The organism is Micromonospora globbae, assembly GCF_003610785.1.
GTDB classification, from domain to species: Bacteria; Actinomycetota; Actinomycetes; order Mycobacteriales; family Micromonosporaceae; genus Micromonospora; species Micromonospora globbae.
In genome coordinates, this window is sequence record NZ_RAQQ01000016.1 from 147,909 (window position 1) to 163,932 (window position 16,024).

General features: G+C 75.5%; 13 protein-coding genes and 2 pseudogenes. 7 read left to right on the plus strand and 8 right to left on the minus strand.

Annotation, left to right across the window (positions count from 1 at the left end):
• Nucleotides 1-47 precede the first annotated feature (47 nt).
• Nucleotides 48-1,103 carry a saccharopine dehydrogenase family protein gene (locus D7I43_RS21730; RefSeq protein WP_120330379.1) on the plus strand — a complete coding sequence of 352 codons (1,056 nt, stop codon included), beginning with the start codon at nt 48-50 and terminating at the stop codon, nt 1,101-1,103.
• 95 nt (nt 1,104-1,198) lie between these two features.
• On the opposite strand, the gene D7I43_RS21735 is transcribed toward D7I43_RS21730, so the two are convergent.
• The 4 genes from D7I43_RS21735 to D7I43_RS21750 all read right to left on the minus strand — a co-directional run bounded on the left by D7I43_RS21735 (nt 1,199) and on the right by D7I43_RS21750 (nt 6,009).
• On the minus strand, nt 1,199-1,729 hold the full coding sequence (locus tag D7I43_RS21735; protein ID WP_120330380.1) for a DUF4396 domain-containing protein: 531 nt from the start codon (nt 1,727-1,729) through the stop codon (nt 1,199-1,201).
• Nucleotides 1,730-1,773: 44 nt separating this feature from the next.
• Nucleotides 1,774-3,000 carry an epoxide hydrolase family protein gene (locus D7I43_RS21740; RefSeq protein ID WP_120330381.1) on the minus strand — a complete coding sequence of 409 codons (1,227 nt, stop codon included), beginning with the start codon at nt 2,998-3,000 and terminating at the stop codon, nt 1,774-1,776.
• A gap of 234 nt (nt 3,001-3,234) precedes the next feature.
• On the minus strand, nt 3,235-4,038 hold the full coding sequence (locus tag D7I43_RS21745; protein ID WP_120330382.1) for an endonuclease/exonuclease/phosphatase family protein: 804 nt from the start codon (nt 4,036-4,038) through the stop codon (nt 3,235-3,237).
• A gap of 57 nt (nt 4,039-4,095) precedes the next feature.
• Entirely contained in the window at nt 4,096-6,009 is a 1,914-nt protein-coding gene (locus D7I43_RS21750) for a transketolase (RefSeq protein WP_120330383.1), read from the minus strand.
• A 165-nt stretch (nt 6,010-6,174) separates the two neighbouring features.
• Between D7I43_RS21750 and D7I43_RS21755 the strand changes: the two genes are divergently transcribed.
• Entirely contained in the window at nt 6,175-6,966 is a 792-nt protein-coding gene (locus D7I43_RS21755; RefSeq protein ID WP_120330384.1) for an alpha/beta fold hydrolase, read from the plus strand.
• 14 nt (nt 6,967-6,980) lie between these two features.
• On the opposite strand, the gene D7I43_RS21760 is transcribed toward D7I43_RS21755, so the two are convergent.
• Both D7I43_RS21760 and D7I43_RS21765 read right to left on the minus strand, forming a co-directional pair.
• Nucleotides 6,981-7,724: an SDR family oxidoreductase gene (locus D7I43_RS21760; RefSeq protein ID WP_120330385.1), complete on the minus strand. Its 744-nt coding sequence runs from the start codon at nt 7,722-7,724 to the stop codon at nt 6,981-6,983.
• A 102-nt stretch (nt 7,725-7,826) separates the two neighbouring features.
• Entirely contained in the window at nt 7,827-8,762 is a 936-nt protein-coding gene (locus tag D7I43_RS21765; RefSeq protein ID WP_192902226.1) for a phosphotransferase, read from the minus strand.
• A gap of 207 nt (nt 8,763-8,969) precedes the next feature.
• Here D7I43_RS21765 and D7I43_RS21770 point away from each other — a divergent pair, with 207 nt between their 5' ends.
• A complete protein-coding gene (locus D7I43_RS21770; RefSeq protein WP_120330386.1) occupies nt 8,970-10,112 on the plus strand; it encodes a polysaccharide pyruvyl transferase family protein in 1,143 nt (380 codons plus the stop codon).
• 41 nt (nt 10,113-10,153) lie between these two features.
• On the opposite strand, the gene D7I43_RS21775 is transcribed toward D7I43_RS21770, so the two are convergent.
• Nucleotides 10,154-10,360, minus strand: a complete 207-nt coding sequence (locus D7I43_RS21775) for a hypothetical protein (protein WP_120330387.1) — start codon at nt 10,358-10,360, stop codon at nt 10,154-10,156.
• An 81-nt stretch (nt 10,361-10,441) separates the two neighbouring features.
• Here D7I43_RS21775 and D7I43_RS21780 point away from each other — a divergent pair, with 81 nt between their 5' ends.
• Entirely contained in the window at nt 10,442-10,963 is a 522-nt protein-coding gene (locus tag D7I43_RS21780) for a DinB family protein (RefSeq protein ID WP_120330388.1), read from the plus strand.
• 9 nt (nt 10,964-10,972) lie between these two features.
• Here D7I43_RS21780 and D7I43_RS21785 read toward each other — a convergent pair whose 3' ends face one another.
• Nucleotides 10,973-11,845: a carbohydrate kinase family protein gene (locus D7I43_RS21785; protein ID WP_120330389.1), complete on the minus strand. Its 873-nt coding sequence runs from the start codon at nt 11,843-11,845 to the stop codon at nt 10,973-10,975.
• 63 nt (nt 11,846-11,908) lie between these two features.
• Between D7I43_RS21785 and D7I43_RS21790 the strand changes: the two genes are divergently transcribed.
• The 3 genes and pseudogenes from D7I43_RS21790 to D7I43_RS34420 all read left to right on the plus strand — a co-directional run.
• Nucleotides 11,909-15,046 (plus strand): DEAD/DEAH box helicase, encoded by a 3,138-nt coding sequence (locus tag D7I43_RS21790; RefSeq protein WP_192902227.1) that lies wholly within the window; start codon nt 11,909-11,911, stop codon nt 15,044-15,046.
• Nucleotides 15,043-15,640, plus strand: a pseudogene (locus D7I43_RS21795) (SWIM zinc finger family protein); the annotation flags it as partial. The gene D7I43_RS21790 and the pseudogene D7I43_RS21795, both read left to right, overlap by 4 nt.
• Before the next feature lie 74 nt (nt 15,641-15,714).
• Nucleotides 15,715-15,936, plus strand: a pseudogene (locus D7I43_RS34420) (SWIM zinc finger family protein); the annotation flags it as partial.
• Nucleotides 15,937-16,024: the final 88 nt, after the last annotated feature.

The window sequence follows — 16,024 nt, forward strand, 5'->3', positions numbered from 1 at the left end:
CCGTCGCTGGGAGGCTCTCCTCAGTCGATCTTTCGAGAGGAACTCAGATGGAATCGGGTCAGGTCGTGGCGGTGTTCGGCGCGTACGGACACACCGGGCGGTTCGTGGTCACGGAGTTGCGCGACCGCGGGTTCGTCCCGCTCCTCGTCGGCCGCGACGCCGGCAAGCTCCGGGCGCTGGCGGCGTCGCATCCGGGGCTCGAACACCGGGTGGCGTCGGTCGACGACCCGGCCTCGCTCGACGAGGCGTTGCGGGGCGCCGCGGCCGTCGTCAACTGCGCCGGCCCGTTCGCCTCGACCGCGGCCCCCGTGATCGAGGCCGCCCTGCGCGCCCGGATTCCGTACGTCGACGTGGCGGCCGAGATCGAGGCCAACGTCGACACGTTCCGGCACTTCACCGACCGCGCCCGGTCCGCGGGCGTCGCGGTGGTCCCGGCGATGGCCTTCTACGGCGGGCTCGGCGACCTGCTGGTCACCACGGCGATGGGCGACTGGACGTCGGCCGACGAGGCGCACGTCGCGTACGGGTTGAGCAGCTGGCACCCCACGGCCGGGACCCTCGCCTCCGGCACCGTCTCCCGGGACCGGCGCGACGGCCGGCGGGTCCGCTACACCGGTGGCCGGCTGGAGTACTACGACGACGAGGGCGGCCTGCCGACGCTGGACTGGGACTTCCCCGCTCCGCTGGGCCGCCGGACGGTCCTCGCCGAGTTCACGATGGCCGACGTCGTGACCGTCCCCAGCCACCTGTCCATCCCCCAGGTGCGCACGTACATGACCACCGACGCCGCCCGGGACCTGGCCGCCGCGGACGCACCCGCGCCGGTCGACGAGCGCGGGCGCTCGGCGCAGACGTTCGTCGTCGACGTCGTCGTGCGCTCCGGCGACACGCGACGACGCGTCGTCGCGAGCGGCCAGGACATCTACGCCGTCAGCGCGCCGCTGGTGGTGGAGGCGGTGCATCGCATTCTCACCGGCCGGACGAGGACGAGCGGGGTCGCCTCCGCCGGCGAGATCTTCGACGCGCCGGACTTCCTCCGCGCCCTGTCCGCGCACCTCTCGGTCACACCCCGCCACGAGTCCCGCGTGCCGCAGGCCGTCTGACCAGCGGCAGGGGCGGCCCGGACCGGCGCCGGACGAGGCTGGCGCGAGTCCGGCGCGAGTCGGGCCCGGCGCGAGTCGAGCGGGGGTGACGCCGGTCAGTGGTGGTGGCGATGGGCCACGGCGTGACCCTTGCCGCGGCGGATCATCGCCCGGTTGACCGGCACGGCCACCACGAACGCCACCGCCAGGGCCACGGCCAGCGACACCCAGAACAGCCACGAGGTCAGGCCGGCGTCCATCGCCCCCGGGATGACCAGCACGATCAGGTTGTCGACGATCTCCATGACGGCGATGGAGACGGTGTCGGCGGCGAGCGCGATGCCGACGGCCGCACCGATCGCCAGGCCGGAGCGGAGCACCGGGATGATCGTCAGGCTGTACCCGAACACGAACGCCAACGCGATGGCGATCACGATGGTGGGCAGGTTCGACCAGCCCAGCGCGGTGCCGATGACCAGGCCGAGGATCTCGCCGGCGGCGCAGCCGGTCAGGCAGTGCGTCGTCGCGGAGACGGCGAGCCGGTTCAGCTCACCTCGGCCCTGCGGGCTGCCCGGGTCGACGTCGTGCCGGCCGTGTCCCTGATGCTCGGCACGGCCCTCGGTGTGGTGAGCGGTGTGATCGTCCATGCGCTGGCCGGGGCGCGGCTCCGGTGCGGGTTGACGGGACGCCCCTAGCGGAGCGACCGGAAGCCGGCCCGGACCTCCTCGCAGAAGAGTTGCGGCTGCTCCCAGGCCGCGAAGTGGCCGCCGCGGTCGAGCCGGTTGTAGTGGATGAGGTTCGGGTACGCCCGCTCCGCCCAGCTGCGCGGGGCCTGGTAGAGCTCGTCGGGGAAGACGCTCACGGCGACCGGGACGGAGACGCCCTTCACGACCAGGAAGGAGTACGCGTTCGCGGCGTAGAGGCGCGCCGCCGAGATCGCGGTGTTCGTCAGCCAGTAGAGCGTGATGTTGTCGAGGACGTCGTCCCTCGTGAGCCCCATGGGTCGTCCCGCGAAGGTCTCGGAGATCAGCTTCAGACTGGCCGCGTCATGGTCGATCATGAACGCCGCCAGGCCGACCGGTGAGTCCGTGAGCCCGGTCAGCGTCTGCGGGCGGGTGCCCATGATGAGGGCGTAGGCGGCGTGCTTCCAGAAGAAGTCGAGCTGCTCGCAGGCCCGCCGTTCCTCGCCGGAGAGGTCCGGGGGCAGCGAGCCGAGAGCATTGTTCACGCCGGTGATGTCGGACTGGACGAGGTTGTCGATCTCGGGCGGCACCGTGCCGGGCATGTTCGTGTGGATGCCGAGCAGCTCGGGAGGCGCCTGCACGCCCATCAGCTCCGTGACGAGCGCGCCCCAGTCGCCGCCCTGCGCCACGAACCGCGTGTACCCCAGGCGCGTCATCAGCTCCGTCCACGCGCGGGCGATGCGGTCCGGGCCCCAGTCGGCCGTGGACGGCTTGCCGGAGAAGCCGTAACCGGGCAGGGACGGGATCACCAGGTGGAAGGCGTCCGAGGCGTCCGCACCGTGTGCCGTGGGATCCGTGAGCGGTCCGATGATCTTCATCTGTTCGATCACCGAGCCGGGCCACCCGTGCGTGACGATGAGCGGCAGCGCGTCCTCGTGCCGGGACCGGACGTGGAGGAAGTGGATGTCCAGCCCGTCGATCTCGGTGACGAACTGCGGCAGGGCGTTCAGCCTCGCCTCGACGGCGCGCCAGTCGTACTCCTGCTCCCAGTAGCGGGCGAGCGCCTGGATCGTGGCGAGCGGGACGCCCTGCGACTGGTCGGCGACGGTCTCCTTCTCGGGCCACCGGGTGGCCGCGACGCGTGCGCGCAGCGCCTCCAGGTCCGCCTCCGGGATCTCCACGGTGAACGGCCGGATGTCGGCCACGCGCGGCCGCGCTTGCGTCCTGACAGCCACGGTGGGCCACCCTTCCTGCCTGGTGAGGGCATCTTCACGGTGCCGCCGGACGGGTGCCGGTCGGCGGAACGACGGGGCCCTGTGCCGAGCGTAGAACGCGCCACCGGGGGTCGCGGCCCATACGGAGAATCCCTCACGGCCGGTGATCGACTGGGCCCGCCGCCCGGTCGTCGGGCCACCGCCGGGGCCCGGCGGGCCGACCCCGTCACCCGTCGGCCGCGCGGCGCGCCCGTCTCACGGCTCCAGTTCGGCCACCACCGCGAAGTGGTCGGACGGGTACCGCCCGCCGACGGGGTGGTCACCGGCCAGGTACGCCCGCCGTACGGTGACGGCGCCGCCGGGACGGCCGGGGCGGGCCAGGACGTGGTCGATGCGGCGGTCGATCTGCTTCGTCGCCTCCAGGGGCGCCTCGGGTACGGCGGAGCTGAGCGTGACGGCGGCCGGGTCACCGCCGCCCGCGGTCCACGTATCGACCATGACGTCGCGCAGCGGCCGCAGGTCCGGCTGGTCGAACGCGGCGTTGAGGTCGCCGACCAGCAGCACCGGGAGGTCCCCGTCCAGCCGCGGATCGGCGGCGAGCGCCGCGAGGGCGGTGCTCTGGGCCAGCTGGTCGGCCGCGAACGCGGGCTCCCACTCGATGCACGCCACGACGACCCGCAGCGGCCCGGCCGGGTGGTCGAGCGTGGCCAGCAGCGCGGTCGGCGGCGGGCCACCCCGCTGCGGGTGGGGCAGCTCGTGCACCTCGGTGGCCACGATGGGCCACCGGCTCAGCAGGCCGATCCCCACCTCGATGCCGGCCTGGGACGGCTCCTCGGGCGGGTCGGGCGCCGGTGGCAGCGAGGTCGGCGCGAACGCGGCGGCCATGCCGCCGAGCCGGTCGGCCAGCAGGTGCGCCTGCGTCGTGCCGTCGCCGGCCCACACCTCCACCAGCCCGGCGACGTCCGGCCGGACCCGTTCGAGCGTCGCCACGATGCCGGCCTCGCGCTCGCGCCACGCGCCGCCGAACCGCCACCACAGGTTCCAGGTCATCACGCGCATGACCGACCCTAAGCGGGTCCGCGGCGCGCCGCCCGGTGGCGAGCGGCCCGGCGCTCGTCAGCCGCGGACGAGCTGCCGCGCGGCCGACGCGATGTGGTCGGCGTCGATGCCCGCCCAGGCGAGCAGCTCCTTGCTCGACCCGGAGCCCGGCATCCCGCGTACGGCGAGGTGGACCAGCGACGGCGTGGCCCGGCCGCCGGCGATGAGGCTGTCCTTCACGGCGGAGCCGAGGCCGCCCTCGGGATGGTGGTCCTCGGCCACCACGATCCGCCCGGTGGCGGCGGCCGCGTCGGCGATCGTGGCGTCGTCGATCGGCTTGACCGAGTAGCAGTCGATGACCCGCGCCCGGATCCCCTCGCCCGCGAGGGCGTCCGCCGCCGCGAGGCACGCGTGCAGGGTGACGCCCGCGCCGATCAGCGTCACCGCGTCCTCGTCGGAGGAGCGCAGCACCTTGCAGCCGCCGACGGGGAAGCTCTCGCCGTCGGCGTAGAGCACCGGGTACTTGCCGCGGGTGGTGCGCAGGTAGCTGATCCCGGGCAGCGTGGCCATGGCGTCGGTGAGGGCCACGGTGCTGGTGGCGTCGCTCGGGTACAGCACCGTCGAGCCGTGCACGGCACGCATCATGGCCAGGTCCTCGAGACCCATCTGGGACGGGCCGTCGGGGCCGATCTCGACGCCCGCGTGGGAGCCGACCAGGCACAGGTCCACCCCGGACACGGCGCCCATCCGGATGAAGTCGTACGCCCGGGTGAGGAACGCCGCGAACGTCGACGCGAACGGGCGGTAGCCGCGTACCGCCAGGCCGGTCGCCGCGGCGACCATCTGCTGCTCGGCGATGAACATCTCGAAGTACCGGTCGGGGTGGGCGCGGGCGAACTCGAAGGCGTACGTCGAGTTGCTGACCTCGCCGTCGAGCGCCACCACGCGCGGGTTCCGCGCGCCGAGGACGACCAGCGCGTCCCCGTACGCCTTGCGGGTGGGCACGGCGGCGCCCAGGTCGTACCGGGCGGGGGTGGGCGGCTCGGTCGGTTCCGTGGTGACGGGGCGGGCCGCCACGTCGCTCGTGGGACGGGAGCCGTCGATGGGGGCGGCCGTGGGCCGCGGCCCCCGTACGGTGAGGTGCCGCTCGCCGCCCAGCTCGCGGACGGCCCGCTCGGCCATGTCCGGCGGGAACGGTTTGCCGTGCCAGTCGTTGCTGTCCTCGACCTCGCGGAAGCCGCGCCCCTTCACGGTGCGGGCCAGGATCACCGTGGGCCGCTCGTCGGCCGGGTCCTGCGCGGCGGCCATGGCGTCGTCCACGGCGGCCAGGTCGTGACCGTCGACGACCAGCGCGCGGGCGCCGAACGCCTCGGCCCGCCGGGCGTACGCGTCGACGTCCCAGCCCAGGTCGGTGGGGCCGCGCTGGCCGAGCCGGTTCACGTCGACGAGCGTGACGAGGTTGGCCAGCCGGTAGTAGGAGGCCTTGTCGAGCGCCTCCCAGATCGAGCCCTCGGCGAGTTCGCTGTCGCCGCAGAGCACCCACACCCGGTAGGGCAGCTTGTCGAGGTACTTCCCGGCCAGGGCGATTCCGACGCCGTCGGGCAGCCCCTGGCCGAGGGAGCCGGTGGCGACGTCGACCCAGGGCAGCGCCGGTGTCGGGTGGCCCTGGAGGCGCTGCCCGAGCCGCCGGTAGCCGTGCATCAGCTCGTCGTCGGAGATCACGCCGACCGCCTTGAACAGCGCGTACAGCAGCGGGGAGGCGTGCCCCTTGGACAGGATGAGGTGGTCGTTCGCGGGCGAGCGCGGGTCGTCCCAGTCGTAGCGCAGGTGCCGGGTCACCAGCACCGCGAACAGGTCGGCCGCGGACATGCCGGACGTCGGGTGGCCGGACCCGGCGCTGGTGCTGGACCGGACCGAGTCCACCCGGAGCTGTGCGGCCACCTCGGCGGCGGTGTCGAGGCCGATGGCGGCGGTGGGCGCGGTGAGGGTCACGGTGCCTCCTGTGACTGCGCGGGCCGGATGCTGCCGCCGCGCTTACCCCGGACGACCCGGATCAGACCTCGCCCGCCGAGCGTCCGGGACGCGGGCTCGCCATCCTCGCCGAGCCGGCGGCGCGCCCCGCCGGGCCGGTGTTGGATCGGGGCTGGGGGGAGGCGCATGGGCTACGCCGACGTGGGGTCGCGGCTGTGGTACGAGTCGCACGGGTCCGGCCGGCCGCTGGTGCTGCTGCACGGCGCCTTCGGGGCCGCGGAGACGTTCGCGCCGCTCCTGCCGGCGCTGACCGCGCGGCACCGCGTGATCGGGGTCGACCTGCCGGGACACGGCCACACCGCCGACACCGGCCGGCCGTTGCGCTACGAGTCGATGGCCGACGACGTTGCCGCGCTGCTGCGCCACCTCGACCTGCCGGGCGCCGACCTGCTCGGCTACTCGCTCGGCGGCGGTGTGGCGCTGCGGGTCGCGATCCAGCATCCGGGGCTGGTCCGCCGGCTGGTGGTGGTCTCGGCGCCCTGCCGGCGCGGCGGCTGGTACCCGGAGGTGCTGGCCGCCATGGCCGGTCACGACGAGCGGACCGCCGAGCGGATGCGGGGCAGCCCGCCGCACCGGCTCTACACCCGGCTCGCGCCCCGGCCCGAGGACTGGCCGCGGCTCTGGGCCCGGTCGGGCGAACTGCTGCGCCACGACTACGACTGGTCGGCCGAGGTCGCGAGGCTGACCGTGCCGACCCTGCTGGTCTTCGCCGACGCCGACTCGGTCCCCACCTCCCACGTGGCCGAGTTCTTCGGGCTGCTCGGCGGCGGCCACCGGGACGCCGGCGGAAACGGTTCCCGTCCGGCGTCCCGACTGGCCGTGCTGCCGGGGCTCACCCATCACGACATCCTGGGCTCCCCGGCCCTGCCGGCCGTGGTGCTTCCGTTCCTCGACCACCCCGTCCCCGGCCCGGGTTGACCCCGCCGGCGGGGTCAGCTCGTGAAGCCGCCGTCCACGTTCACCACGGCGCCGGTCACGTACGCCGCCTCGGGCGCGGCGAGGTGCGCGACGGTCGCCGCGATGTCGGCGGGCCGGGCGTAGCGGCCCAGGGCGGTGAAGCCGGCGATGGCCCCGGCGTTCGGGCCGTGGGCCGGGTTCGCGTCCGTGTCCGTCGGGCCCGGGTTGACCAGGTTCACGGTGATGCCGCGCGGCCCCAGCTCGCGGGCCAGGCCACGGGTGAGCCCGGCCAGGGCCGTCTTGCTCATCGCGTACAGCGCCAGCCCGGGGAACACGGCCCGCTCGCCGACGTTGCTGCCGATGCTGATGATCCGCCCGCCGTCGCCGAGGTGCCGCGCCGCCGCCTGCGCGGCGACGTACGGGCCCCGGACGTTGACGGCGATCGTCCGGTCCCGCTCGTCCGCGTCCACCTCGTCGAGCGCGCCGACCGGGAACACCGCCGCGTTGTTCACGAGGATGTCGAGCCGCCCCAGCTCGGCGGCGGTCCGGTCGACCGCCTCCCGCAGGGCGTCCGGGTCGGCGCTGTCCGCCGGGACCGCGAGGGCCCTCCGGCCCAGCGCCTCGATCTCCTTGACCACCGCCGCGGCCCGGTCGGCGCTGCGCAGGTAGGTGATCGCCACGTCGGCGCCGTCGGTGGCGAGGCGCAGCGCGATGCCCGCCCCGATGCCCCGCGCACCACCGGTGACCAGGGCGACCTTTCCGTCCAGTGTCGTTGTCATGTGTCGATCATGGAAGCGGCGGCCCCGGCCCGTCTGGCGGCGATCGGACGCCGCGTCCCCCACCGAGTGCCAGGTCCGATTCCCGCCGGTCGCGCCGCGCGGTCAGCGCAGGCGCGCGGCCACCCAGGGGAGCAGGGCGTCGGCCTGGGCCTGCTGGAACGCGCGCACGGTGGGGATCCCCGCGGGCGCGGGGCGCCGGGCCGCGTCGGTGAAGAAGCCGGCCAGACCGGCGTACGCGCCGGTGAGCGCGTCCGGGTCGACGTCCGCGGTGAGCGGCAGCCGGCGCAGCAGCGCCTCCGTGTCGTGCCCGCCGTGCAACCGCACGTTGACCAGCAGCAGCGCGGTGTCCAACCAGGCCGGTCCCCGGCACGCCCACGGCCAGTCGACCACGGTGACCGCGCCGGTGGCGTCGACGAGCAGGTTGTCGGCCCGGATGTCCACGTGGCAGAGCGTGTCGCCGGTCAGGGCGGCGATCCCGTACGCGGCGGCGGCCCGCAGCTCGTCCAGGTGCGCCGCGACCCACGGGTCGAGCCGGGCGGGCGGGTCGGCGGCGATCCGCTCCCAGCCGGCGAAGTCGTACCCGAGCGTCTCGGCCGCGGCCGGCGCGTCCGCCACCGGGCTCGGTGTGAGCGCGCCGGCCATCGTCTCGAGGGCCGACAGCACCGCCGCCAGTTCGTCGTCACGCCACGGCGTGACCGGGTGCCGGCCGTCCACGTCGTCGAAGACCAGCGCGACCCAGTCCCCGTCGTCGTGGCAGCCCAGCAGCCGGGGCGCCGGCGCGGACGCCGGAAGGGCCGCGGAGATCCGCGCCTCGGCGCGGTGGAACCGGGGGCTGTCCGGGTTCTGCGCGGGGCTGACGGCCTTCACGAACGCGCGCCGGCCGGTGGCCGTGCGGACGCGGTCGGCGGACCCGGGGGAGTAGCCGCCCGACTGGGACACCGCCTCGACCACCCGGTCGCCGAGGACGCGCTCCACGGCGGAACGGACGTGGTCGGGCAGGTCGGTCCAGCCGATCCGTTGCCTGGTCAGCGTGCTCACGCGACCACGGTGCGCCGTGTCGGCGCGGCCGGGCAACCCGATTACCGCCCGTCCCGTCCGCCTGTCCCGTGGGCTGCCCGTCTGTCCGGGCGGCTGGCCGCCTGTCCCGCCCGGCCGCTGGCGCCGAGGGGCGCTGGGCGGGGCGTCAGGAGTGTTCACCCGTCCAGTGGGAAAACCGCGCCCGACGCACCCGGGGAGGAGCGACGGATGAGGCATGGCGCCGGACTGACCATCGGTGTGCTGGGCTCGTACGGCGGTCGGAACCTCGGTGACGAGGCGATCCTCACCGGTCTTCTGACCGATCTGCGGCAACAGGAGCCGAACGCCCGGATCATCGTCTTCTCCCGCAACCCGGAACACACCCGACGCGCGCACCCGGACGTCGAGGCGGTGCCCTGGGAGGGGGTCAGCCGCACCGACTCCGCGCTCGTGCTGGCCCAGCTCGACCTGCTCATCCTCGGCGGCGGGGGCATCCTCTACGACCGCGAGGCGCGCCGCTACCTGCGGGTCGTCCGGGTCGCCCAGGAGCGCGGCCTGCCGCTCATCACGTACGCGGTGGGTGTCGGGCCGCTCAGCGACGGGGTGGACACCGGCATGGTCCGCGAGACCCTGGCCGGCGCCACGCAGGTGACCGTCCGGGACCAGGAGTCCCGGATGGTGCTGGAGGAGGCCGGACTGGTCAACCCGATCACGGTCACGGCCGACCCGGCGTTCCTGCTGGAGCCGGAGGAGTTCCCCGCCTCCCTGCTGCGGGAGGAGGGGGTCCCGGCCGGCAAGCGCCTCGTGGGGATGAGCGTCCGCGAGCCGGGCCGTGCCGCCGAGCGCCTCGACGTCGACGGCTACCACCGGCTGCTGGCCCAGATCGGCGACTTCCTGGTGCACCGGATCGACGCGTACGTCCTCTTCGTGCCCATGGAGCGCGACGACATCCGGCACTCGCACGGCGTGCTGTCCCACATGATCGCCGCGGAGCGGGGCCGGATCCTGCACGGCACGTACTCGCCCCAGCAGGTGCTCGGCCTCATGCGCCACTTCGACCTGGCGGTCGGCATGCGGCTGCACTTCCTGATCTTCGCCGCGATGGTGGGTACGCCGTTCCTTCCGCTGCCGTACGCCGGCAAGGTCTTCGACCTGGCCCAGCGGCTGGGCGTGCCGGCGCTGCGCGGCGTGGAGCGGGAGGTGGAGGGCCCGCTGCTGTCCGAGGTCGACCGGCTCTGGGACGAGCGGGAGGAGCGCGCCGAGGCCACCGCCCGCCGGGTCGCGCAGGTCTGCGACGAGGCCCGCGGCACGTCCCACGTCACGCGGGCGGTGCTGGAGAGCCTGCGGACCCGCGCGCTCGTCCGCGCCTGACCGGCACGGCGGGCTGAGGCGCCGCCGCCGGCCTCCGCCGGTCAGACGGCCGAGCCGCGCCAGCGGTAGCGCCAGTCGGCGGTCCCGTCGCCGGTGTTCTCCAGCTCGTAGATCTGCGCCTCGACCAGCCCCTGCGGACCGAGGTGGTGGTGGGTGAGCGGCGGGCGGCCGTTGACGTCCAGCTCGACGGTGACGCGCTGCCCGTCGGCCGGGCCGTCCACGAGGGGGATCTCTACCGTTGAGGCCATGGGCCCATCCTGCCCGCCCGGACGGGGCCGCGCAGGGGATAGCGGGCAGCAGCAGGCCGCCCCGCCGACTAGGGTCGGAGGATGGCGACCATCTCGATCGATCCCACTCTCGGGCCCGTGCTGGCGCGTACGGGGGACGAGCGCGCGGTGCTCGACGCCTTCCTCGACTTCCACCGCGCCGTGGTGCTGCGCAAGCTGCGCGGGCTCTCCGACGCCGACGCGGCCCGGCGGCTGGTGCCCTCGGCCACGACGGTCGCCGGCCTGGTCAAGCACCTCACGATGGTGGAGGACAACTGGTTCCCCTGCCTGCTGGCGCCCGGCCCCGGCGACGTCTACCGCACCGACGAGGAGGACGCGGCCGCGAGCTTCGCCCTCGCCGAGGACGACACCGTCGACAGCCTCGCCGCCGGCTACGAGCGGGCGTGCGCGCGCTCCCGGGCGACCGCCGCGCGGTTCGACCTCGACCATGTGGTGCCGCACCCGCAGCTCGGCGAGGTCTCCCTGCGCTGGATCCTGGTGCACATGATCGAGGAGACGGCCCGGCACGCCGGCCACGCCGACATCCTGCGCGAGCTGACGGACGGCAGCACCGGGGCTCTCTGACCGGGCCGCTCAGGCGGTGGGGAGCAGCCCCGGCGGGTACTCCATGCCGTCGTGCGTGCAGGCGGCCGCCGCGACCCGCGCCGCGTACGCCGCCGCGTCGGTGAGCGCGGCGCCGCGCAGCCGGGCGGCGATGAGGCCCGCGGCGAACGCGTCGCCCGCCCCGTTGGTGTCGACGACCGGCGCGGCCGGCACGGCGGCGGGCACCCGGACGGGCGCGCCGCCGGCGGGGTGCAGCTCGGCGCCGTCGGCGCCCCGGGTCACCACGACGTCGCGGGGCGCGAGCCCGGCGGCGACCGCCGCCGCGGCCGGCCCGAGGCGTACGCCGCTGACGAGGACGAGGTCGGCGACGGCGGCGAACGGCCGGTGGTAGGGGTTGTGGCCGTCCCAGTCGTGCAGGTCGGTGCTGACCCGTGCGCCGTCGGCGAGGCCGTCCCGCAGGGTGGGCAGCAGGCCGAGCGTCCAGTCCATGATCGAGAGGTGCACGTGCGCCGCCTCGCGGACCAGCGCGGCCAGGTCCGACGCGCAGAGCGGCGGTGGGCCCTGCCAGGGGCGCGGGTCGTAGAGGGACATCCGCGCCCCGGACGGGTCCACGAGGCTCACGGAGCGGCGGGTGCCCGCCGGGTCGGTCACGAGCACCGGACGCACGCCGGTGCGGGCCAGCGCCGCCCGCACCACGTCGCCGGCCGGGTCGGCGCCGAGCACGTCCACCAGGGCGACCCGCAGCCCGAGCGCGTGGGCCGCGAGAGCCACTCCGGCGCCGGTGTTGCCGATGCGCAGCTCCACGGGGTCGACGGTGAGGGAGTCGGCGGCGGGGAGGGGCAGCGCGGGCACCCGGACGCGGACGTCCACCCCGAGACCGCCGATCACGAGTAGGTCGACCATGGCGACGACGGTAGCCGGCCGGGGCCGCCTATCCTGGGCCCGGGCGTCGACGAGGGGGAGCACGTGCTGGTCATCCACGGGTTGTGGCTGTCCGGCGACCCCGGCGAGCCGGCGCTCGCGGTGTGGGGTGAGCGAGGCACGCTGCCGGCCGAGGCGCCGCGGCGCGCGGGCCGCCCGCCCCGGGAACGTCCGCACCCGTTCGCGGCCGACCACGCCACGCTGGCCGACGCGCTCGCCGAGGCCGCCGAACCCACCGGGCTCGACACCGCCCTGCTCACGCTGCCGACCCGCGGCGGCGTACCCGCCGACTCGCCGGAACTGGTCCGGACCGCCGTCGCGGTCCCGCCCCGCGGGCGGGTCACGCTCGGCGGGTGGCGGGTCCCCGTCCTGCGGTACGCGCCGGACGCCGCCCTGCCTCTGCTGCGCGCCCTGGACGACCTCCCGGCCGTGCCCGGTGCGACCCTGCGCCACCTCGCCGAACTGGCCGACTTCGCCGCCGACCTGGTCGCCCGCGGCCGGGTCCTGCCCGGCGTGGCCGACGCCGTCGCGGGTGACCCGGCGTCCGGCGCGCGGGCCGTGTGGCGACCGCTGCTCACCGGCGCCGACGCCGGCTGGGCGCGGTCGCTCGCCCTCGCCCTGCCACCGGCCGCCCGCGCCGCCGCGCCCGAGGCGCCTCCCGGCGTACTGCTGGCCGACGCCCTGGACGCCCTGACCGATGCCGCCGCCCGGGCCGCGCTGGCCGACACCGCACTGGCACGCGGCATGCGTCCGGGCGGGCCGGTGCCGGCCTGGCTGCGCGCGCTCACCGGGCCGCACCGGGAGTTCACCGCCGAGCCGGCGGCGCTGGCGCTGCTCCGGGCCGAGCTGGACGCGTGGCAGCGCGACGCCGCTGGCGGCGCGGTGCGAGCGAGCTTCCGCCTGACCGAGCCCCCCGCCGACCCAACCCTCGACGATCTTGCACTTTCTGCCCGGATATCCGGGACGAAAGACGCGATCCAGGGGCCGGAAGTGCAAGATCGCGGGGAGGTCGTGGGGGCGGGGGACCGCTGGCGGCTGGAGTTCGGGCTCCAGGCCGCCGACGAGCCCAGCCTGCACGTCGACGCGGCACGGGTCTGGCGGGACGCGGCGGCGACGGCCGCGCTGGCCGGCCGGTCGGGCAACCCGCAGGAGACGCTCCTCGCCGAGCTGGGCCGGGCCAGCCGGCTCTGGCCCGACCTGGACGCGGCGCTGCGCACCGCCGCCCCGGAGGTGCTGGAGCTGGACGTCGAGGGCGCCCACCGGTTCCTGCGGGAGGGCGCGCCGGTGCTGCACGCCGCCGGGTTCGGCGTACTGCTCCCGTCCTGGTGGCACCGCCCGTCGTCCCGGCTCGGCGCCCGGTTGCGCGCCCGGTCGCGGACGGCGCCGGGAACCGTGGCCGGCGCGGCCGGCGGGGTGGGCCTCGACGCCCTCGTCGACTACCGCTGGGAGGTGTCCCTCGGCGACGAGCCGCTCACCGCCGACGAGCTGGCGGCGCTCGCCGCGCTGAAGACACCGCTGGTGCGGCTGCGGGGCCGCTGGGTCGAGCTGGACCCGAAGCGGCTCGCCGCCGGTCTGCGCCTGCTCCGCTCGGCCGGCGAGCTGACCGTCGCCGACCTGCTGCGGCTCGGGCTCACCGCCGGCGACGACGGGGCGGCGCTGCCGGTGCTGGAGGTGACCGCCGATGGGGCGCTCGGCGATCTGCTCGCCGGGGCCGTGGAGCGCCGGCTCACGCCGCTGGACCCGCCCGCGACGTTCCGTGGCACGCTGCGCCCGTACCAGCGGCGAGGGCTGGCCTGGCTGGCCTTCCTCCAGTCGCTCGGCCTCGGTGGCGTGCTCGCCGACGACATGGGCCTGGGCAAGACGGTGCAACTGCTCGCGCTGCTCGCCGGGGACCCGCCGGACGCCGGGCCGACCCTGCTGGTCTGCCCGATGTCGCTGGTCGGGAACTGGCAGCGGGAGGCGGCCCGGTTCGCGCCGCGGTTGCGCGTACACGTGCACCACGGGGCCGACCGGGCCCGGGGCGCGGCGTTCGTCGAGACCGTGCACGCCGCGGACCTGGTCCTCACCACCTACTCGGTGGCGGCCCGCGACGCGGTGGCGCTCGCCGGCATCGACTGGCACCGGGTCGTGGTGGACGAGGCGCAGGCCATCAAGAACGCCTCCACCCGTCAGGCCGAGGCCGTGCGCGCGCTGCCAGCCCGGCACCGGGTGGCCGTCACCGGTACGCCCGTGGAGAACCGCCTCGCCGACCTCTGGTCCATCATGCAGTTCGCCAACCCCGGGCTGCTCGGCCCGGCGGCCACGTTCAAGAAACGGTACGCCGAGCCGATCGAGCGCCACGGCGACACCGAGGCGGCCGAGCGCCTGCGGCGGATCACCGGGCCGTTCGTGCTGCGCCGCCTCAAGACCGACGCCTCGATCATCTCGGACCTGCCCGAGAAGCTGGAGATGGAGGTCGTCTGCAACCTGACGGCCGAGCAGGCCTCGCTCTACCGGGCGGTGGTCGACGACATGCTCGACAAGATCGAGTCCAGTGAGGGCATCGAACGGCGCGGGCTCGTGCTGGCCACCATGACCCGCCTCAAGCAGGTGTGCAACCACCCCGCCCAGCTGCTGCGCGACGGCTCGCCGCTCCCCGGCCGCTCCGGCAAGCTGGCCCGCCTCGAGGAGATCCTGGAGGAGGTGCTGGCGGCGGGGGAGAAGGCCCTGCTCTTCACCCAGTACGCCGAGTTCGGCGGCATGCTCCGCGGCCACCTCTCCGCGCGTTTCGGCAGGGAGGTGCTGTTCCTGCACGGCGGCGTCGGCAAGGCCGACCGCGACGCGATGGTCACCCGGTTCCAGTCTCCCGACGGCCCGTCGGTGTTCGTGCTGTCGTTGAAGGCCGGCGGCACCGGGCTCACCCTCACGGCGGCGAACCACGTCGTGCACGTCGACCGCTGGTGGAACCCGGCGGTCGAGGACCAGGCCACCGACCGCGCGTTCCGCATCGGGCAGCGGCGGCGGGTGCAGGTACGCAAGTTCGTCTGCGCCGGAACGGTCGAGGAGAAGGTGGCGGCGCTCATCGCCGACAAGCGCAGCCTCGCGGCCCGCGTCGTCGGCACCGGCGAGCAGTGGGTCACCGAGCTGTCGACCGCGCAGCTGCGCGACCTGTTCGCGCTGGAGGCCGGGGCGGTGGCCGAGTGAGCCAGAGCGCGACGGGCCGGTTCGCCGACTACGGCCGTCCCCGCCGGGTGGAGGGTGGGCTGAAGGCGCGCAGCACCCGCGGTGCGATCGGCCGTTCCTGGTGGTCGCGGCGCTTCCTGGAGGTGCTCGAGTCGTTCGCGCTCGGCACCCGGCTCACCCGCGGCCGGTCGTACGCGCGGGCCGGCCAGGTGGTGCGGCTGGACATCGCGCCGGGCGCGGTCACCGCCGTGGTGCAGGGCTCCCGACCCCGACCGTACGACGTCCACATCGGACTGTCCCCGTTCCCGGCGGAGCTGTGGGACCGGGTCGAGGCGGAGCTGGCGGCGCAGGCGTTCTTCAGCGCCCGGCTGCTCGCCGGTGACCTGCCCGCCGAGTTGGAGGAGCTGTTCGCCGCGGCGGGTGCGCCGCTGTTCCCGGCGGCCGTCGACGAGTTGACGCAGCGGTGCAGCTGCCCGGACTTCGCCGTGCCGTGCAAGCACCTGGCGGCCACGTTCTACCTGCTCGCCGAGGCGTTCGACGCCGACCCGTTCGCGCTGCTGCACTGGCGCGGGCGCGCCCGGGTTGAGCTGCTGGACCGGCTGCGGTCCCTCCGGGCCGCCGCCACCGGCGTCACGCCGGCGTTCGCGACCGAGGACGCGGCGACCGACGCCGACGCGGCGGACCTGACGCCCGTCGGGGCCGCGCGCGTGCTGGCCGCCCTGCCACAAGCGCCGCTGGCCGAGGCGGTCGACCGGTTCTGGCTGCCGCCGGTGCCGCTGCCGGACCGGCCGCCGAGCCTGGCCACCGGGCCGGACCTGCTGCTGCGGCAGCTCGGCCCGCCGGCACCCGCGATCGGCGGGCCCGGCCTGCTCGAACGACTCCGCCGGGCGTACCGCGCCTTCGGCGGCTGAGGCCGGCGAGCCGGCCGCGGTGCCCGCGCCGGACCGGCGTCCACACCGGACCTTCCCGCTCGCACCCCGTCGCCGATCGCCATCGCCG